Source organism: Streptomyces macrolidinus (assembly GCF_023887685.1).
Lineage (GTDB): Bacteria > Actinomycetota > Actinomycetes > Streptomycetales > Streptomycetaceae > Streptomyces > Streptomyces macrolidinus.
In genome coordinates, this window is sequence record NZ_JAMWMR010000008.1 from 89,097 (window position 1) to 106,739 (window position 17,643).

General features: G+C 71.5%; 17 protein-coding genes. 11 read left to right on the plus strand and 6 right to left on the minus strand.

Annotation, left to right across the window (positions count from 1 at the left end; translation table 11 throughout):
* Positions 1 to 16: 16 nt before the first annotated feature.
* Positions 17 to 547, minus strand: a complete 531-nt coding sequence (locus NGF19_RS12305; protein WP_252424976.1) for a toxin-antitoxin system, toxin component — start codon at positions 545 to 547, stop codon at positions 17 to 19.
* A gap of 32 nt (positions 548 to 579) precedes the next feature.
* On the minus strand, positions 580 to 1,230 hold the full coding sequence (locus NGF19_RS12310; RefSeq protein WP_252424857.1) for a helix-turn-helix domain-containing protein: 651 nt from the start codon (positions 1,228 to 1,230) through the stop codon (positions 580 to 582).
* Between the two features lie 259 nt (positions 1,231 to 1,489).
* Here NGF19_RS12310 and NGF19_RS12315 point away from each other — a divergent pair, with 259 nt between their 5' ends.
* Positions 1,490 to 2,158 (plus strand): MmyB family transcriptional regulator, encoded by a 669-nt coding sequence (locus tag NGF19_RS12315; protein WP_252424858.1) that lies wholly within the window; start codon positions 1,490 to 1,492, stop codon positions 2,156 to 2,158.
* Between the two features lie 174 nt (positions 2,159 to 2,332).
* Here NGF19_RS12315 and NGF19_RS12320 read toward each other — a convergent pair whose 3' ends face one another.
* Complete coding sequence (locus tag NGF19_RS12320; protein ID WP_252424860.1) at positions 2,333 to 3,070, minus strand: FadR/GntR family transcriptional regulator; 738 nt, start codon at positions 3,068 to 3,070, stop codon at positions 2,333 to 2,335.
* A gap of 133 nt (positions 3,071 to 3,203) precedes the next feature.
* Here NGF19_RS12320 and NGF19_RS12325 point away from each other — a divergent pair, with 133 nt between their 5' ends.
* Genes NGF19_RS12325 through NGF19_RS12340 form a run of 4 tightly spaced genes read left to right on the plus strand, consistent with a single transcriptional unit; the run spans position 3,204 to position 7,215 of the window.
* On the plus strand, positions 3,204 to 4,241 hold the full coding sequence (locus tag NGF19_RS12325; protein ID WP_252424861.1) for an ABC transporter ATP-binding protein: 1,038 nt from the start codon (positions 3,204 to 3,206) through the stop codon (positions 4,239 to 4,241).
* Positions 4,242 to 4,280: 39 nt separating this feature from the next.
* The gene (locus NGF19_RS12330; RefSeq protein WP_252424862.1) at positions 4,281 to 5,483 is read left to right on the plus strand and encodes an ABC transporter substrate-binding protein; all 1,203 of its coding nucleotides are present in this window, start codon (positions 4,281 to 4,283) and stop codon (positions 5,481 to 5,483) included.
* Between the two features lie 10 nt (positions 5,484 to 5,493).
* Positions 5,494 to 6,384, plus strand: a complete 891-nt coding sequence (locus NGF19_RS12335) for an ABC transporter permease (protein WP_252424863.1) — start codon at positions 5,494 to 5,496, stop codon at positions 6,382 to 6,384.
* Between the two features lie 15 nt (positions 6,385 to 6,399).
* A complete protein-coding gene (locus tag NGF19_RS12340) occupies positions 6,400 to 7,215 on the plus strand; it encodes an ABC transporter permease (protein WP_252424865.1) in 816 nt (271 codons plus the stop codon).
* 41 nt (positions 7,216 to 7,256) lie between these two features.
* On the opposite strand, the gene NGF19_RS12345 is transcribed toward NGF19_RS12340, so the two are convergent.
* Both NGF19_RS12345 and NGF19_RS12350 read right to left on the minus strand, forming a co-directional pair.
* Positions 7,257 to 8,225, minus strand: coding sequence for a DMT family transporter (locus NGF19_RS12345; protein WP_252424867.1), 969 nt, complete (start codon positions 8,223 to 8,225; stop codon positions 7,257 to 7,259).
* A complete protein-coding gene (locus tag NGF19_RS12350; RefSeq protein ID WP_252424869.1) occupies positions 8,222 to 9,073 on the minus strand; it encodes a phosphatase PAP2 family protein in 852 nt (283 codons plus the stop codon). Before NGF19_RS12350 ends, NGF19_RS12345 begins: the two co-directional genes overlap by 4 nt.
* A gap of 262 nt (positions 9,074 to 9,335) precedes the next feature.
* Here NGF19_RS12350 and NGF19_RS12355 point away from each other — a divergent pair, with 262 nt between their 5' ends.
* The 4 genes from NGF19_RS12355 to NGF19_RS12370 all read left to right on the plus strand — a co-directional run bounded on the left by NGF19_RS12355 (position 9,336) and on the right by NGF19_RS12370 (position 14,230).
* A complete protein-coding gene (locus NGF19_RS12355) occupies positions 9,336 to 9,950 on the plus strand; it encodes a TetR/AcrR family transcriptional regulator (RefSeq protein WP_252424870.1) in 615 nt (204 codons plus the stop codon).
* A gap of 275 nt (positions 9,951 to 10,225) precedes the next feature.
* The gene (locus NGF19_RS12360) at positions 10,226 to 12,919 is read left to right on the plus strand and encodes an ATP-binding protein (RefSeq protein ID WP_252424871.1); all 2,694 of its coding nucleotides are present in this window, start codon (positions 10,226 to 10,228) and stop codon (positions 12,917 to 12,919) included.
* Positions 12,920 to 13,028: 109 nt separating this feature from the next.
* Positions 13,029 to 13,787 carry an IclR family transcriptional regulator gene (locus NGF19_RS12365; protein WP_252424872.1) on the plus strand — a complete coding sequence of 253 codons (759 nt, stop codon included), beginning with the start codon at positions 13,029 to 13,031 and terminating at the stop codon, positions 13,785 to 13,787.
* A gap of 110 nt (positions 13,788 to 13,897) precedes the next feature.
* Complete coding sequence (locus NGF19_RS12370) at positions 13,898 to 14,230, plus strand: hypothetical protein (RefSeq protein WP_252424874.1); 333 nt, start codon at positions 13,898 to 13,900, stop codon at positions 14,228 to 14,230.
* A gap of 17 nt (positions 14,231 to 14,247) precedes the next feature.
* Here the strand turns inward: NGF19_RS12370 and NGF19_RS12375 are convergent, their stop codons facing one another.
* Positions 14,248 to 15,318 (minus strand): ATP-dependent DNA ligase, encoded by a 1,071-nt coding sequence (locus NGF19_RS12375; protein WP_252424875.1) that lies wholly within the window; start codon positions 15,316 to 15,318, stop codon positions 14,248 to 14,250.
* 75 nt (positions 15,319 to 15,393) lie between these two features.
* On the opposite strand from NGF19_RS12375, the gene ligD reads away from it, so the two are divergent.
* Complete coding sequence (ligD, locus tag NGF19_RS12380; RefSeq protein ID WP_252424876.1) at positions 15,394 to 16,431, plus strand: non-homologous end-joining DNA ligase; 1,038 nt, start codon at positions 15,394 to 15,396, stop codon at positions 16,429 to 16,431.
* A gap of 137 nt (positions 16,432 to 16,568) precedes the next feature.
* Positions 16,569 to 17,630, plus strand: a complete 1,062-nt coding sequence (locus NGF19_RS12385; protein WP_252424877.1) for a multicopper oxidase domain-containing protein — start codon at positions 16,569 to 16,571, stop codon at positions 17,628 to 17,630.
* Positions 17,631 to 17,643: the final 13 nt, after the last annotated feature.

Consider the following 17,643-nt stretch of genomic DNA (forward strand, 5'->3'; position numbering starts at 1 on the left):
TGTCGGCGCTCGCCCCTCAGCCCCGGGGCCCGCGATACCCCAGCGACGCCTCGATCCGCCCCGCCAGATCGTCCCGCTGCACGGGCCCGCGCAGCGCCGAACCGGCCAGCCACGTACGGCACTTGCTCGCGAGCAGCAACCCGAAGCTCTCCGCCTCCTTCTCGTCGGAGAGGTCGAAGCGCGTCCGGGCGGCCACCGAGTGGACCGCCGGGCCGAGGTCGGCGGTGTCGCTCAGCAGCCGCGCGGCGACGGCCGCCCCCGCCACATCGTGGCCGTGGTGCCCGGCGTCCATGTGCCACAGCTCATGGCCGAGGATCACCAACTGGTGGCCGGGCGCGGTGCGTTCCTCGATGACGACGAGGTCCTGGTCGGTCATGTCGAGCCAGAGGCCGCTGGCCGTGCCGGGCGGGAAGGCGGTCGTACGGAAGCGGACGGGCCGGCCCCGGCGTCTGCTCATGCCGTCGCACAGCGCGGCGTAGAGGTCGGCCGGTTCCGCCGGTGCCGGAAGCGACAGCTCCGACACCAACTCACCGCACAGACGCCGCATGTTCCTTCCGATGCCCACGCTTCTCCCCCGGATCAGGACTCGGGCCGCTTGACGCTCTCCAGAAGCATGTCCAGCCACTCCGCGACCTTGTCGCGGTGCTGGTCGGTGGGCAGTTGGGCCGCCCGCCAGGCGATGCCGCGGACCCCGTGGTCCTGCAGCAGCCGCTCCAGCGGGTCCTCGGGGCCACCGGCCACCTCGTGCTCGGTGAGCTGCTGGAGCAACTCCTGCTCGGCGCTCTGGAGGGCGTGCGCGAGCGCCTCGGGGTCCTCGGCGGTCAGGAACCCGGCGTGGACGCCGAAGAAGCGCTGGAGGGCGTCGCAGTGCTCCATGGTGGGGCGTCGGTCGCCGTTGATGAGCGCTCCCACCTGCTGGCGCGACATCCCGGCCCCGTCGGCGATCTCCTGCTGGGTGTGCTTGCGCCCGCCCGGCTTGAGCCGTGTACGGCGCAGCAGATCGAGCCGCTGCAGGAAGCGCTCCTGCAGATCCGGTTCCCCGGCGGGCACCCCGCTCAGCAGGGCCCGCACCACCGGCTCCGGAACGCCGGACTCGACCGACAGACGCGGGACGTCGAAGATCTCCGCGTGCGGTACGCCCAGCCGGTCGGCGAGGGCGGTGACACGGGACACGACGGTCGGCAGCAGACCCGTCGCCGCAGCGCCCGGAACCTCGAAGCCATCCGTCACGGACCGATCTCCCACGTCTCTCTCACAGCGTCGCCCCGGGTGTCGGTGTCGTCCCGGGCATCCGGTGTCGCTCTGATGTCATCCGGAACCACACGGAGACTAGCCGTTCATCCGAACGCGCCTCCAGGATCCGCCACAACTGTGGCGAGATTCAGCCGTCAACAGGCGCTAAATGCCACGATAGTTGACACGACTCCAGCGGGACAGCAGGATCAAGGCGCCGCGTGAAGGCCGCAAAGGCAAGAGGGGTGACCTCCCGATGGCGTATCAGGCAGGAGGGCAGCGGTCCGAGCCGCGACCCCTCCCCGAGAGTGCGGAAGCACAGGCGTATCTGCGGGACTACGCCCTGTTCCTCGAAGCCGTTCCCTTCCCGTCGCTCGTCTTCGACCACCGCTGGGACGTCGTCGTCACCAACCCGGCGTTCGAGCTGCTCTTCGGGCAGGTCTCGGCGCATCCGACGGCCATGCCCGGCGACAACTTCCTGCGGTTCGTGCTGTTCCACCCGGACGCGGGCACGATCCTCCGGGAGCACGAGTCGACCTGGGGACTGCCGATGCTGGCGCACTTCGCCGCCGCGCTGGAGCGGTACGGGCACGACCACGGCCTCCAGGCCATCCGCCGGGACATCGCCCAGGACCCGATCATGGAGGCCGCCTACCGGCAGGGCCTGCCGCACTGGATCCGCGCGGTCGGCCCGCACGCCCTGGAGCACGACGGCGCGGTGCGTCCGCTGCGCCATCCCGACCCGCGCTGGGGCGACGACTGCCGGGTGGTGGGGGAGACCCCCAAGACGCTTCAGGACATGGGCTATTCGCGGCTGACGCTGGTCCTGAGGGAGGCGCGCCGCCCGGCGCCCGCCGCCCGCGCGAGACGCCGTGTACGGCGTACGGCGGGCCATCTCAGCGTGGTGCCCGTGGCGCAGGAGTAGGGCCCCAGGAGCCCCCCAAGGGGCCCCGGATCCGCCGGCGTTCAGGTCGCCGACGGCGCCGGGGCTCGTATGCCGTGGCTCGTACGCCAAGGCGCTCGTGCGTCGGGGCTCGTGCGTCGGGGATCGCCCCGAAGGAGCGATCCGACTCCCGACTCCCGTGCTCTCACACCGAGTTCACGACGTGAGGCGCAGCGCGATCAGCCGTGCCGCCGACTCCTCGACGCACCGCTCGGCCAGCTCCCTGGCCGTGTCGTACGCCCCCTCCCGCACCGCGCGGACCACGGATCGCTGACGCTCCGTCACTTCTGCGCGGCAGGCGTCGTCCTTGAGGACGAGACACAGCAACGCCCCGACCTCCGTCTGGAGCACCACCTGTTCCCGGGTGAGGCGGGCGGACTGCGCTGCGGCGGCCAGTTCCACATGGAAGCGGCCGTACAGCCGGCTGCGCGCCGAGGCGTCCGCGACCACCGCGAACTCCTCGAGCGTGCGCTGTAGTTGCTGAAGGTCGTCCGGTTCCGTGCGCTGCGCCGCGAGCCGGGCGGCGGCGCCCGAGACGGCCGCCCAGTGGTCGCCGAGGTCGCGCAACTCCTCCGTGCCCCAGGCGGCGAGGCGTGCCCTGACCCGTTCCTCGGCCGGGTCGGCGGGCAGGGAGACGAAGCTGCCGCCGCCGCGCCCGCGCCGGGTGGTGACCAGGCCCTGCTGCCGCAGCGCCATGAGCGCCTCGCGCAACGTGACGGTGGACACACCGAGTTGACCCGCCAGCTCGCTCTCGCGGGGCAGTTGCTCCCCGTCGGCGAGCAGCCCGAGTTCGATGGCGTCGCCGAGCCGGCGGACCACCGTCTCCACGCGCGCCCGGGTGTCCACCGGGGTGAACACGGCTCTGCGGGCCCCGCCGCCTCCGTTGTGTTTCACACCCACCACCTTGCTTGTTGGTTCAACCTTTACCTTCAGACGGTCCTCAACTACGTACTGCGGCTTGAGGTTTGAACTATGACTTCATATCTTTTCATTCCAACGTAAGAGTGCACCAGAAAGGTTCCCGTTCATGAAGGGAAGCGCCATCCGGCTGCAAGGGCTGCGGAAGGAGTTCGGTGGCACCACCGCGGTGGCCGGTGTCGACCTGGAGATAGCCGACGGCGAGTTCTTCTCCATGCTCGGCCCGTCCGGCTCCGGCAAGACGACCGTCCTGCGCATGATCGCGGGCTTCGAGAGCCCCAGCTCCGGAACCATCGAGCTGGCCGGTCAGGAGGTCACGGGCCTCGCGCCCTTCGAGCGGGACGTGCACACCGTCTTCCAGGACTACGCCCTCTTCCCGCACATGACGGTCGAGCAGAACGTCGCCTACGGCCTGAAGATCCGCAAGGTGTCCAAGGCCGAACGGCTGAAGCAGGCCCGCAAGGCCCTCGCCGACGTACGCCTCGAAGGCTTCGGCAAGCGGCGCCCGAGCCAGCTCTCCGGCGGCCAGCGACAGCGCGTGGCACTGGCCCGCGCCCTCGTCTGCCGCCCCCGTCTGCTGCTGCTCGACGAGCCGCTCGGCGCCCTCGACCTCAAGCTGCGCGAGCAGATGCAGGTCGAACTCAAGGCGCTCCAGCGCGAAGTGGGCATCACGTTCGTGTTCGTCACCCACGACCAGGAGGAGGCCCTGACGATGAGCGACCGCATCGCCGTCTTCAACCAGGGCCGTATCGAACAGGTCGGCACCCCCGCCGAGATCTACGAGCGGCCCGCCACCTCGTTCGTCGCCTCCTTCGTCGGTACCTCGAACCTGCTCGACGGCGACGCCGCGGAGCGCGTCGTCGGCAAGCCGGGAACGTTCAGCATCAGGCCCGAGAAGATCCGGGTGCTGAAGGAGTCCGCCCTCGCGGACGTGCCGGAGCACGCCACCGCCGTCGGCACCGTCGCCGAAGTGGTCTACCTGGGAGACGCCACCCGTTTCCTCGTGGACCTCGACGACGGCGGCCGGCTCACCGCGCTCCAGCAGAACCTGGAGACCTCCTCCGAGGACGTCGCCGCCTTCCGCGGCAACCGGGTGCGCCTGCAGTGGCACCGCGACCACGCCGTCCAGGTCCCCGACGCAAGCTGACCCCCCACGCCAAGTCCCCTGTCACCTATGGAGTACCTCGTGCGTCTCACTCGTACCCTCCAGGCCGGCGCCGCTGTCGCGGTGCTGCTCGCGACCGCCGCCTGCGGTTCGTCCGACTCGGGCGGTTCCTCCGCCTCGGGCGGCGGCCTCAACCCGCCTGATCTGAAGGCCCCGACGAAGCTCGGCAAGACGGAGGGACAGGTCAACCTCATCGCCTGGGCCGGCTACGTCGAGGACGGCTCCAACGACCCCAAGGTCGACTGGGTCAGCGACTTCGAGAAGCAGACCGGCTGCCAGGTCCGCTCCAAGGTCGCGGCCAGCTCGGACGAGATGGTCAAGCTGATGAAGACCGGCGAGTACGACGCGGTCTCCGCCTCCGGCGACGCCTCCCTGCGCCTCATCGCCTCGGGCGACGCGGCCCCGGTCAACACCGACCTCGTCCCCAACTACAAGGACGTCTTCGGTGACTTGAAGCTCCAGCCCTGGAACTCGGTCAAGGGCAAGGCGTACGGCATCCCGCACGGCCGCGGCGCCAACCTGCTGATGTACAACTCCCAGAAGGTCAAGCCCGCGCCGACCTCCTGGTCCGCCGTCTTCGACGACGCCTCGAAGTACAAGGGTCACGTCACCGCGTACGACTCCCCGATCTACATCGCCGACGCGGCGCTCTATCTCAAGGCCACCAAGCCCGAGTTGAAGATCAAGGACCCCTACGCGCTCGACCAGAAGCAGTTCGACGCGGCGGTGGACCTGCTGAAGAAGCAGAACCCGAACGTCGGCGAGTACTGGGGCGACTACCTCAAGGAGATCTCCGCCTTCAAGAGCGGCGACTCGGTGATCGGCACGAGCTGGCAGGTCATCGCCAACCTGGCCGAGAGCGAGGGTGCCAAGGTCAAGTCCCTGGTTCCCAAGGAGGGTTCGACCGGCTGGTCCGACACCTGGATGGTGTCCGCGAAGTCCAAGCACACCAACTGCGCCTACAAGTGGCTGGACTGGGTCATCTCGCCGAAGGTGAACGCCCAGATCGGCGAGTACTTCGGTGAGGCCCCGGCCAACGCCAAGGCGTGCGCCGAGACCAGCGACAAGAACTTCTGCACCACCTTCCACGCCGGTGACACGGAGTACTGGAAGAAGATCGCCTTCTGGAACACGCCCATCGAGCAGTGCATCGACGGCCGCACCGACGTCAAGTGCGTCCCGTACGCCAAGTGGGTCCAGGCCTGGACCGAGATCAAGGGCTGAGGACTCGACCATGACCGCCACCCAGCCTGCCGCCGGACGGACCCCCGTCCGGCGGCTCGCCGGGCTGCTGCACCGCCACCGGCGGCTGCGGCTGTCCCTCCTGCTGACGGCCCCCCTGCTGTGGCTGGCCGTCCTCTATCTCGGTTCGCTGGCCGTGCTGTTCGTCTCGGCGTTCTGGACGACGAACTCCTTCACCTCCGAGGTGGTGCGGGTCTGGTCGACGGACAACTTCCACGCGCTGCTGACGACCCCCGTCTTCCGCCAGGTGATCCTGCGCAGCATCGGCGTGGCCCTCGCGGTCACCGTGCTGTGCGCCCTGATCGCCTTCCCGCTCGCGTTCTTCACCGCGCGGGTGGCCCGGCCGCGGTGGCGTCCGCTGCTGGTGGTCGCGATCCTCACGCCGCTGTGGGCGAGTTACCTGGTCAAGGTCTACGCATGGCGGCTGATCCTGTCCCAGGACGGGCTCGCCGACTGGATGCTGAAGCCGTTCGGGCTCGGCGGTCCGGGCTTCGGGCTCCCGGCCACGATCATGACCTTGACCTACCTCTGGCTGCCGTACATGATCCTGCCGATCCACACGGCGCTCGAGCAGCTCCCGGCCAACCTCCTGGACGCGTCCGCCGACCTCGGGGCCAAGCCCGGCCGCACCTTCCGCGCGGTCGTGCTGCCGATGGTCCTCCCGGCCGTCGCCGCCGGCTCCGTCTTCACCTTCTCGCTCAGCCTCGGCGACTACATCACCGTGCAGATCGTCGGTGGCAAGACCCAGTTGATCGGCAACCTGGTCTACTCCAACATCGAACTGAACCTGCCCATGGCCGCCGCGCTGGGGACGGTTCCGGTGGTGGTCATCGTGCTGTACCTGCTGGCGATGCGCCGCACGGGCGCGCTCAGCAGCCTGTAGAAGAGGTCCCCAGTCATGCAACTGTCCCGCTCCACGCGCATCGCGCTGCGCATCGCCGCCGGGATCGGCTTCGCGGTCATCTACATCCCGCTCGCGCTCGTCCTGGTCAACTCCTTCAACCCCGACCGCAGCGCGAGCTGGCCGCCGCCCGGGTGGACCTTCCACTGGTGGTCGGCGGCCTGGGAGAACGACGGCGCCCGGCACGCCGTATGGGTCTCGGTGAAGGCGGGCCTGGGTGCCACGGCGATCGCGCTCGTGCTCGGCACGCTGATCGCGTTCGCGGTGGCCCGGCACCGCTTCTTCGGCCGGAACGCCGTCTCGTTCGTGGTGGTCCTGCCGATCGCGCTGCCCGGCATCGTCACCGGTATCGCGCTCAACTCGGCGTTCGGCACGGTCCTCGAACCGCTCGGGGTCGGCCTCGGCCTGTTCACCGTGATCGTCGGCCATGCCACGTTCTGCATCGTCGTCGTGTTCAACAACGTCGTCGCACGGCTGCGCCGCACCTCGGGCTCGTACGAGGAGGCGGCGATGGACCTGGGCGCCCACACCTTCCGGGCGTTCGTGGACGTCACCTTCCCGCTGGTGCGTTCGTCGCTGCTCGCGGGCGGCCTGCTCGCGTTCGCGCTCTCCTTCGACGAGATCGTGGTGACGACCTTCACCGCCGGTCCCGGCGTCGAGACCCTGCCGATCTGGATCTTCAACAACATGACCCGCCCCCAGCAGGCCCCGGTCGTGAACGTGGTGGCGGCGGTGCTCGTCCTCGCGTCGGTGATCCCGATCTACCTCGCCCAGCGCCTGTCCGCGGACACGGCGACGGAGAGCAGGATCTGACCCCGGTCCGGACCGCCGCGTTCGGAGCGCCCTGGCGTGTTTCAGAGTGCTCGGATGTGCTCCGAGGGCGGCGGCCCGTAGGGGGCGGAGGGGTGAGGCGCCGGGGCGAGGACGGTCGTGACCGGGTGGCCGCCCGTGACGGGTCGCGACGGGGCGCAGGCCGCGATGACGGCCGGGTTCACGGTCGTCGGGTTCGAGGTCGGGCGCGAAAGGATCACCACGCCCCACGACGCCAGTCCGGCTCCCGCCGCCGCGACCACCAGGCCCACCGCTCCGCCCTGGAGGCGTTCGCCCAGCAGGGACAGGCCGATCGCCGCCGCCGCGACCGGATTGGCGAGGGTCACCACCGCGAGCGGGGCGCCGAGGCCGCCCTGGTACGCCGTCTGCGCCAGCAGCAGGCCGCCCGTCGCGAACACCGCCACCAGCAGCGCCACCACGACGACCTGCGCGCTGAACACCGGCCCGGAGCGGTCCGTGGCCGCCACGGTCACCGTCTGCGTGAGCGCCGAGGCGACACCGGACGCGACACCGGAGGCGGTCGCGTGCCGCAGTCCGGGGCGCGTGCGCCGGAGGGACAGCGTGCCGATCAGCGCGGCGGTCGTCCCCGCCACCGCCAGCGCCTCCGGCAGGCTCAGTACGTCATCGGGCGCCGGACCGGACGCCGTCACCAGCAGCGCGGACAGGCCGACGAGGGTGAGCACCGTGCCCCGCCACTCCACCCGCCCGACCCGCCGTCCCGCCACCCGCGCCCCGAGCGGCACCGCGGCCACGAGCGTGAGCGCGCCGAGCGGCTGGACCAGCGTCAGCGGACCGAACTCCAGGGCCGCGACATGCAACAGCGCGGCGGAGGCGTTCAGTACGACCGACCCCCACCAGGCCCCGCTCCGCAGCAGCCGCAGCACCCCGGTGCCCCGGTTGCCGCGGGCGAGCCGCTCCTGGGCGACGGCGGCAGCCGCGTACGCGACGGCCGAGATCAGGGACAGGCCGACGGCGAGCAGGGTGGCGCTCATCGCCGCGATCCGAGCAGGCCGGAGGCGTCGCCCGCCGCAACGGCCCTCGGCGCCGGCACGGCCACCGGCTCCGTCGCAGCCGAAGCCGAAGCCGAAGCCGAGGGCGACGCCGAGTCCGCCGCGCCCGGCGACGGCGCCCGCACCACCGCCAGGGCGCCCCCGAGCAGCACGGCCGCCGCGATCGCGTCCAGCCAGTAGTGGTTCGCCGTGCCGACGATCACCACCAGCGTCAGCAGCGGATGCAGCAGCCACAGCGGGCGCCAGCGCGACCGGGTCGCCGCGATCAGCCCGAGCGCGACCATCAGCGCCCAGCCGAAGTGCAGCGAGGGCATGGCGGCGAACTGGTTCGCCATCGAGTCCGTCTCGGGCACGGCCCCGTAGATCGTCGGCCCGTACACCTGCCCGGTGTCCACCAGGCCCGCCGTGTCGAGCATCCGCGGCGGCGCGAGCGGGAACGTGAGATGCAACACCAGCGCGGCCCCCGTGACCAGCGCGAGCACCCGCCGGGCCCACGGATAGTGCGCGGGCCGCCGCAGATACAGCCAGATCAGGAAGGCCGCCGTGGCCGGGAAGTGCACGGCCACGTAGTACGTGTCGGCGAAGCGGACGAGAGCCTCGCCGTGCAGCAGCGCGGCCTGCACGGCACCCTCGCCCGGCAGATGGAGGAAGCGCTCCCACTGCCAGACGTGATGCGCGTTGCGCAAGGCCTCGTCGGTATGGCCGTTGGCGAGCTGACGGCCGAACTTGTAGACGAGGAAGAGTCCTGCCACCAGCAGGAGCTCGCGCAGAAGCGGCGGCCGGCGTATCGCGGGCGCCGCTTCTCCCTCAGGCTCGGTGCGGGATGTCATCCCCCGGCCCCTTATGTGTGCGTGCGTGGGGTGGTGCGTGGTGAGCCCAGGACAAGGTCCACTCGACGCGGCTGTGCGGGTCGAGTGGGTCCTGTCCAAGACTCATCGAAACGGGAGTGTACCGATACGCTGCCGTACCGGTACACTCCCGTATCGATACATGCGCGTATCGATACACTGGGCGCAGCGCCCACCGGCACACTGTGCGCAGCGCCACCGGCCGCACCACGACGGCCGGGGATCACGACGGAGGAGCGAGGTCATGACGTCGCAGGCAGCGGACGCACCGGAGACGGTTGTCGCTTCGCGCCGTTCCAAGCTCACGCCCGAGCGTGAGCAGGAGTTCTTCGACGCCGTGATCGAACAGATCCGTGAGTGCGGCTACGACGCCGTCACCATGGAAGGCATCGCCACCACCACGCGGTGCAGCAAGTCGACGCTGTACCGGCAGTGGCGGACGAAGCCCCAGTTCGTGGCCGCCGCCCTCCGGGCCAACCGCCGCGAGCGGATCTCGGGCGTGGACACCGGCTCGCTCGCCGGGGACTTGCGTGCCGCGGCACGCGCCGCCGCCGTGTGGTCGGGCCGTGACACCAAGCTGCTCCAGGCCCTCGGCCACGCCATGATGCAGGACAAGGATCTCCACCGGGCGCTGCGCGAAGCCCTCATCGAGCCCGAGGTGGCCGCGCTCCAGGGCATCCTCCGGCGCGGGGTGGAACGCGGCGAGGTACCCGCCGGCCATCCGGCGCTGGAGTACGTCCCCGCACAACTGCTCGGCGTCCTGCGCGTCCGTCCCCTGCTGGAGGGGCGGTACGGGGACGAGGCGTATCTGATGCGCTTCGTGGAGGCGGTGCTGCTCCCGGAGTTGGGCCTGACCTGAAGACCCAGGCTGCCGTCCGCCGGGATGACCGGACGGCGGCCTGTCGCGCCGCACCGTGGGGACGGGGGCGGCGCCACCCCCCGGCCGGGTGGGGTTCCCCTTGAGCGGAGGGGCGCCCCACCCGGCTGTATCACGACGGGGCCCGGCCCACGGCCCCCTCATACGCCCCGTCACCCGTCACGGGCAACAGGTCTCTCGACCTCTCTCCACCGGACCCCGAGGACGGCTGGGCTCGTTCCCCGTACGTCGTTTGGGCGACCTGGGGAGGGAGCGGGATGACGGAGGCACGGCCCGACGCGGTCGCCTCGGCTTCCCTGTGGGAACGTGACGCGGAACTGGCCGCGGTCACCGAGGCGGTGGACGCCCTGCGGGACGACTCCGCCCCGTCGGCGGCGGGCAGCCTGCTGATGTTCACAGGAGAGGCAGGCATCGGCAAGACCGCGCTCCTCACGGAGACGCGCCGCATCGCGGAGAGCCGCGGCTGCGCGGTCTGGTCGGCGCGCGGCGGCGAGACCGTCACCTCGGTCCCCTTCAACGTCGTACGGCAACTGCTCCAGCCCGCGCTCGTCTCCCTGATGCCGGAGGAGGCGCGCGAGTACCTGGGCGACTGGTACGACATCGCGGGCCCCGCCCTCGGGATAACGGAGCCCGGTGAGCGGCAGGCCGACCCGCAGAGTGTGTGCGAGGGCCTCGTCGTGGCCGTCTCACGGCTCGCCAAGCGCTACTGGCCGCTGGTCCTGCTCATCGACGACGCGCACTGGGCCGACCAGGAGACCCTGCGCTGGCTGGCCGCGTTCGCCGAGCGACTCGCCGACCTGCGCGTGCTCGTCGTGGTCGCCCTGCGCCCCGGCGACGCCGCCGACGAGAGCGCCCGTCAGCTCGACACGATCGCGGCGGCGGCCCTCCGCCCCGCCGACACCCTGCGGGCGTTCACCCCCGACGCGACGGCCGGGCTCACCCGCGCCACGCTCGGCGCGCACGCGGACGATCCGTTCTGCCGCGAGGTGTGGGCCGTCACCGGCGGCAACCCCTACGAGACCGTCGAACTCCTCGCCAAGGTGCAGGACAGCCAACTCCCGCCGGTCGAGGACTCCGCCGCCGAGTTACGGCCCCTCAACCGCTCCGCCCGCGGCAACGGCCTCGTCGCCCGCCTGGAGAGCCTCGGCCTCGAGGCCACCCGCTTCGCCTGGGCCGCGGCCATCCTCGGCACCGGCATCACCGTGGACCTGGCCGCCCGCCTCGCCACCATGCGCCACGAGGAAGCGCTCCGCTGTGCCGAACTGCTCACCACGGCCCGCATCCTCACCCCTTCCGCCCCGGCGAACTCCCCGCCTGAAGAAGGGGAGTTGGAGTTCGTCCACCCACTGATCGCCAGCGCCGTCTACCGCTCGATCCCCGACGGACTGCGCACCGCGATGCACGGCATCGCTGCACAGGTCGTCACCGACTGCGGGCTCGGCGCCGCCGCGGCCTCCCGCCACCTCCTGGAAGTCCACCCGGAGGACGACGAGGAACTCGTGGAACAGATGCGCGAGGCCGCCCGCGAGCATGTCGCCGTCGGCGCCCCCGAAGCGGCCCGCCGCTGCCTCGAACGGGCCCTGCTGGAACCGCCGTTGCCCGAGGTCCGCCCGTATGTGCTCTACGAACTGGGCTGCGCCACGCTGCTGACCGCGCCCGCCACCACCATCGACTACCTCCAGACGGCCCTCGCCCTGCCGGGCCTGGACCGCGACGCCCGGGTCGACGCCGTCCACCGTCTCTCCCAGGCGCTGTTGCACAACAACCAACTGGAGGAGGCCATCCGCACGGTCGAAGCGGAGGTCGCCCGTCTCGACCCCGGCCCCTCCCGCCTGCGCCTCCAGGCCGTGCACCACATGTGGGAGAGCGTGCACGTGGCGGGCGAACACAGCCCGGACCGCTCCCGGGAACTGGCCGAACTCGCCGCCACCTGCACGGGGCGGGACAACTCCGAGCGCGCGCTGCTCATCCTGCGCGGCTTCGACGCGATGACCCACGGCGAGAACGCCGAAGAGGTCGTGGAAGTGTGCGACCGCGCCCTCGTCAACGGCCGTCTCGCCCCCGGACTCGGCTGGACCGACACCGAGTGGGGCATCGAACTGCTGCTGATGCTGGGCAGTTCGTACGTCTACACGGACCGGCTCGACCGCGCCGAGAGCCTGTTCAAGGAAGCCCTGGACGTCTACGACTCGGCGGGCTGGGGCGGCGGCCATCTCGCCCTGGCCCACGCCTACGTCGGCCTCGCCCACCGCCGCCGGGGCCGCCTGCGCTCGGCGGAGACCTCCCTGCGCGCATCCCTGCGCCTGGCTGAACGCGTCGGCCGCGGCCTGCCGTTGTACTGGTCGGCGACCTGCGGACTCGTCGACACCCTGCTCGCCCGCGGCCATGTCGAGGAGGCCTGGTCGATCGCCGAGCGATACGGCTTCGCCCCGCCCTACCCCGCCACGATCGTGCTGCCCGACACCCGGAGCGTGCGCGGCCGACTGCTGCTCGCCGTCGGCCGTATCGAGGAGGGCATCACCGAACTGGAGGCCGCCGAGAAGGCGTCCGGCGGACACGGCCACAATCCGGTACTGGCCCCGTGGGCGGGCGCCCTCGCCCGTGCGCTCGCCGCCACCGACCCCGCCCGCGCCGCCGAACTGGCCGCGCTCACCCGCCGCCAGGCCGAACTGTTCGGCACCGACACGGCGATCGGCGAGGCCCTGCGCGTCGCCGCCTCCCTGGAGACCGGCACCCGCGCGGTCTCGCTGTCCGCGCGGGCGGTGCGCTACCTGGAGTCCTCCCCGTGCGCCTACGAACACGCGGCGGCCCTCGTCGAGTACGGGATCGCCGCGCGCTCGGCCGCGGAGCTGGACCGGGGGCTGACGCTGGCACACGCCTGCGGGGCGGACGGACTGGCCGCCCGGGCCCGCGACGCGCTGGACGAGAACGCCCCGGCCCGGTCACGCTGAGCGCCCCTCGGGCCAGATCCGGTCCGCCCAGCGGACCGCCGCGCAGTACCGTGCTGAGACAGGAGCGTCAGCAGGGCCGCCGTGCGGTCCTCAGCCGAGAGGAACGACCATGGCGGCCGAGGCCGAACCCGCGGGGATGCGCACCGTCCAGCGGGCGATCGACATCCTGGGACTCTTCGACGAGAACCACCCCGCGCTGTCCCCGCGCGAGATCGTCTCGGCCTCGGGCCTGCCCAAGACCACCGTGCTCCGCCTGCTCGGCACCCTCCGGCTGGGCGGACTGCTCTGGGTCGACGAACACGGCCGCTACCTCGCGGGACCGACCCTGCTGCGCTGGTCTCGGCTCGCCGAACGGGCCTGGCGGCTGCCGCCCGCCGCCAGGGCGGTCCTGCGTGACCTCGCCGCCGAGCACAAGGAGACGGTGCATCTGTACGTGCGCCGCGACATCCACCGCGTCTGCATCGCCCAGGAGGAGGGCCCGCGCGCACTGCGCCAGGTCGTCCGCGTCGGCGACGAACTGCCGCTGTGGGCGGGCGGCGTCGCCAAGGTGCTGCTCCTCGACGCCTCGGAAGCCCTGCTGCGCCGCGTCGCGGAGACCTCGCCGTACGGCCCCGCGCATCTGGACACCCTGCGCGGCTGGATCGAGCAGGCGCGGGCCCAGGGGTACGCGACGAGCCACGGTGAGCGCGAGGAGGGGCTGTCGGCCGTCGCCGTACCGGTACGGGGGCGCGGCGGAGCGGTGGTGGCGGCCCTGTCCTTCGGCGGCCCCAGCACCCGGTTCACCGACGCGCGCGTACGGCGCTTCGCGGACGGGCTGAGCGCGGCGGCGAGAGAACTCACGCGTGCGGGGCTGCCGTTCGAAGGGTGAGGAACGTGATCCGTTCAGCGCTCCGGACAGGCTGCCCGCGGATCGGCTGCCTAGACTCGCAGAGTCCGCAGCGCTCCAGACGCACACCCGGCAAGGAAGGCGGCGCCCTCGTGGACCGGACCCTCGTCACCCGCCCCCCGCACACCTCCGCCGACTGGTGGGTCACCGCCGACCAGGCGCGCCATGCGGCGCAGGGCGGACTCACCGGCGCCGCGACGGCACCCGACCTGCTGCGCACCCTCGTCGAACTCGACCACGCCCGCCGGGAGTCGACGGTCGCGGTCGGCGCCGCCGTGGAGGCGCTGCTCGCGGGCGGCGTCGCCTGGGAGGCGATCGCGGCGGCGCTGGGCCTCGGCTCGGACGAGGCGGCCCAGGACGCGCTCGCCGCCGCCCGCCGGGACGCGGGCACGGCGCTCGACCGCAGACTGAGCCGCCGCAGGTAGGAACCGCGCGCCCGGCATCAGCGCGGGACGCCGAGGATCTCCTTGAGGTCGTAGCGCACCGGCTCCTCCAACTGCGCGTGGGTACAGCTCTCGGGAGCGCGGTCCGGGCGCCAGCGGCGGAAGCGCGCCGTGTGCCGGAAGCGCACCCCGTTCTCCATATGGTCGTACGCCACCTCCGCCACCCGCTCGGGCCGCAGCGGCACCCAGGACAGGTCCTTCTTCCCCGACCAGCGGCTGGGCGCCCCCGGCAACCGGGCGGTCTCATGGGCCGCCTCCTGCGACCAGGCGGCCCAGGGATGCTCCGAGACATCGGTCAGCCGCAGCGGCTCCAGCTCCCGTACCAGCTCGGCGCGCCGCTTCATCGAGAACGCCGCGGACACCCCCACATGCTGCAGCGTCCCCTCGTCGTCGTAGAGCCCGAGCAGCAGCGAGCCGACGACCGGGCCGCTCTTGTGCCACCGGTAGCCCGCGACCACCACGTCCGCCGTGCGCTCGTGCTTCACCTTGAACATCACGCGTTCGCCCGGACGGTAGGGAAGCCCGAGCGGCTTGGCGACCACGCCGTCCAGCCCGGCGCCCTCGTACCGCTCGAACCACCGCTCGGCGACCGCGCGGTCCGTCGTCGCCGGGGCGAGATGGACCGGGGGCGTGACCTCGGCCAGCGCCCGCTCCAGCAGCGCGCGCCGCTCGCCGAGCGGACGGTCGAGCAGCGCGGCGTCGGCGAGGGCCAGCAGGTCGAACGCCACGAAGGAGGCGGGGTTGCGCCGTGCGAGCGTGCGCACCCGTGAGTCGGCCGGATGGATCCGCTCCGTCAGCGCGTCGAAGTCGAGGTGTCCCTCCCGCGCGATCACGATCTCGCCGTCCACGACGCACCGCGTCGGCAACCGCTCCCGCAGCGCCTCCACCAGCTCGGGGAAGTACCTGGTCAGCGGCTTGCCCGTACGGCTGCCCAGTTCGACCTCGGCGCCGTCGCGAAAGACGATCGCCCGGAAGCCGTCCCACTTCGCCTCGTACTGCATGCCCGGCGGGATGCTCGCCACGGCCTTGGCGAGCATCGGCTTCACAGGCGGCATCACCGGCAGGTCCATGCCTTGCATTCTGTGGCTGTACGGCGCGATCCGCCCGGTGTGCGAGGTGTGTTCGCCCCGCCTACCGTGGCACACATGGGCGACGCGGTGGAGCTGGAAGCGGCGGGCAGAACGGTCCGGCTGTCGAGCCCCGACAAGGTCTTCTTCCCGGACCGCGGCTTCACCAAGCTCGACCTCGCGCGCTACTACCTCGCCGTCGGCCCCGGCATCCTGCGCGCCCTGCGCGACCGGCCCACCACCCTGGAGCGCTTCCCGGACGGAGTGACCGGCGAGTCCTTCTTCCAGAAGCGCGCGCCCAGGAACAGGCCCGACTGGATCCCCACCGCCCACATCACCTTCCCGAGCGGTCGCAGCGCCGACGAGATGTGCCCCACCGAGATCGCCGCCGTCGTCTGGGCCGCGCAGTACGGCACGCTCACCTTCCACCCCTGGCCGGTGCGCCGCGCCGACGTCGACCACCCCGACGAACTCCGCATCGACCTTGACCCGCAGCCCGGCACCGACTACGCGGACGCGGCGCGCGCGGCCCATGAACTGCGCGCCGTCCTCGAGGAGTTCGGGGGATTGCGCGGCTGGCCCAAGACCTCCGGCGGCCGGGGACTGCATGTCTTCGTGCCCATCGAACCGCGCTGGACCTTCACCCAGGTGCGCCGCGCCGCGATCGCCGTCGGGCGCGAACTGGAGCGCCGGATGCCCGCGCACGTGACCACCGCCTGGTGGAAGGAGGAGCGGGGCCGGAAGATCTTCCTGGACTACAACCAGACGGCCCGTGACCGCACGGTCGCCTCCGCCTACTCCGTCCGCGCCAGGCCGCACGCCCCGGTCTCCGCGCCCCTGCGCTGGGAGGAGGTCACGGACGCGGCGCCCGAGGACTTCGACCTGGTGACCATGCCCCGCCGGTACGCCGAGACGGGCGACGTCCACGCGGACATGGACGACCACGCCTTCTCACTGGACTCGCTCCTGGAACTGGCCCGCCGCGACGAGCACGACCACGGCCTGGGCGATCTGCCCTACCCGCCGGAGTACCCCAAGATGCCGGGCGAACCGAAGCGGGTGCAGCCGAGCAGGGCGCGGCGGGGGGAGGGACCCGGGGACGCGACACGCCGGTAGATGTGTCCGAAATGCAAAGGAATATGGCGAAATGAAGATAAAATCATGATCGTGCCGCTATCGTCCTGGCTGTGAGTTCCGGCTGTTCGTCGTGGCGGCTCTCGCCTTCGAGTTCCGTACAGGATGGGGAGTCCAGCATGGACAGACGCAGCTTCAACCGGCGGATGCTGCTGGGCGGTGCGGCCGTCGCGACATCGATGTCCTTGACCACGGACGCCGTCGGCACCGACCGAGTGGCGAGGCGCGCGCCCGCCGGCGGCAAGGACCGGCACATCACGCTCTACGCGGAGCACGTCGGCCACGGTCAGATGGGATACGGCTTCAAACGCGGCAAGGCGACCATCCCCGGCCCGCTGATCGAGATCAACGAGGGCGACACGCTGCACATCGAGCTGGTCAACACCCTGGACACCGCCGCGAGCCTGCATGTGCACGGGCTGGACTACGAGTTCACCAGTGACGGAACGGACCTGAGCTGGAGCGGGGTGAAGCCCGGGGGGCGGCGTACGTATGTCTGGCGCACCCACGCTCCGGGTCGCCGCAAGGACGGCACCTGGCGCGAAGGCAGCGCGGGCTACTGGCACTACCACGACCACGTCCTCGGTACCGAGCACGGTACGGGCGGTGTCCACAAGGGCCTGTACGGGCCGGTGATCGTCCGCCGCAAGGGCGACATCCTCCCCGACCGGACGCACACGATCGTGTTCAACAACTTGACGATCAACAACTACAAGCATCACCACGCGCCCGACTTCGAGGCGTTCGTCGGAGAGCGCGTCGAGTTCGTGATGATCACCCATGGCGACCACTACCACACGTTCCATATGCACGGTCACCGCTGGGCGGAGAACCGCACGGGCCTGCTCGCCGGTCCGGATGACCACAGCCGGGTCGTCGACAACAAGATCGTGGGGCCGGGGGACGCCTTCGGCTTCCAGGTGATCGCGGGCGAGGAGGTCGGGGCGGGCGCGTGGATGTACCACTGCCATGTGCAGAAGCACGCCGACATGGGGATGGCCGGGCTGTTCCTGGTGAAGAACCGGAACGGGTCGCTGCCCCGGTACCAGGAGCACTCGCACAAGGACGACGAGTCGCACTCGCGCAGGCACGGTCATGGCCATGGTCACGGCCGCCGACACCGGCACCGCCATGTGGACCTGATCGACGAGTCGGACGGCTACGACGAGTTGTACGACTAGCGGGTCTCACCCC

Excerpts from the sequence above, each read along its gene's own strand:
- NGF19_RS12305 (WP_252424976.1), bottom strand. The coding sequence starts at position 547 with ATGCGGCGTCTGTGCGGTGAGTTGGTGTCGGAGCTGTCGCTTCCGGCA.
- NGF19_RS12360 (WP_252424871.1), top strand. The coding sequence starts at position 10,226 with ATGACGGAGGCACGGCCCGACGCGGTCGCCTCGGCTTCCCTGTGGGAA.
- NGF19_RS12335 (WP_252424863.1), top strand. The coding sequence starts at position 5,494 with ATGACCGCCACCCAGCCTGCCGCCGGACGGACCCCCGTCCGGCGGCTC.
- NGF19_RS12325 (WP_252424861.1), top strand. The coding sequence starts at position 3,204 with ATGAAGGGAAGCGCCATCCGGCTGCAAGGGCTGCGGAAGGAGTTCGGT.
- NGF19_RS12385 (WP_252424877.1), top strand. The coding sequence starts at position 16,569 with ATGGACAGACGCAGCTTCAACCGGCGGATGCTGCTGGGCGGTGCGGCC.
- NGF19_RS12365 (WP_252424872.1), top strand. The coding sequence starts at position 13,029 with ATGGCGGCCGAGGCCGAACCCGCGGGGATGCGCACCGTCCAGCGGGCG.
- NGF19_RS12375 (WP_252424875.1), bottom strand. The coding sequence starts at position 15,318 with ATGGACCTGCCGGTGATGCCGCCTGTGAAGCCGATGCTCGCCAAGGCC.
- NGF19_RS12345 (WP_252424867.1), bottom strand. The coding sequence starts at position 8,225 with ATGAGCGCCACCCTGCTCGCCGTCGGCCTGTCCCTGATCTCGGCCGTC.
- ligD (WP_252424876.1), top strand. The coding sequence starts at position 15,394 with ATGGGCGACGCGGTGGAGCTGGAAGCGGCGGGCAGAACGGTCCGGCTG.
- NGF19_RS12355 (WP_252424870.1), top strand. The coding sequence starts at position 9,336 with ATGACGTCGCAGGCAGCGGACGCACCGGAGACGGTTGTCGCTTCGCGC.
- NGF19_RS12340 (WP_252424865.1), top strand. The coding sequence starts at position 6,400 with ATGCAACTGTCCCGCTCCACGCGCATCGCGCTGCGCATCGCCGCCGGG.
- NGF19_RS12315 (WP_252424858.1), top strand. The coding sequence starts at position 1,490 with ATGGCGTATCAGGCAGGAGGGCAGCGGTCCGAGCCGCGACCCCTCCCC.
- NGF19_RS12350 (WP_252424869.1), bottom strand. The coding sequence starts at position 9,073 with ATGACATCCCGCACCGAGCCTGAGGGAGAAGCGGCGCCCGCGATACGC.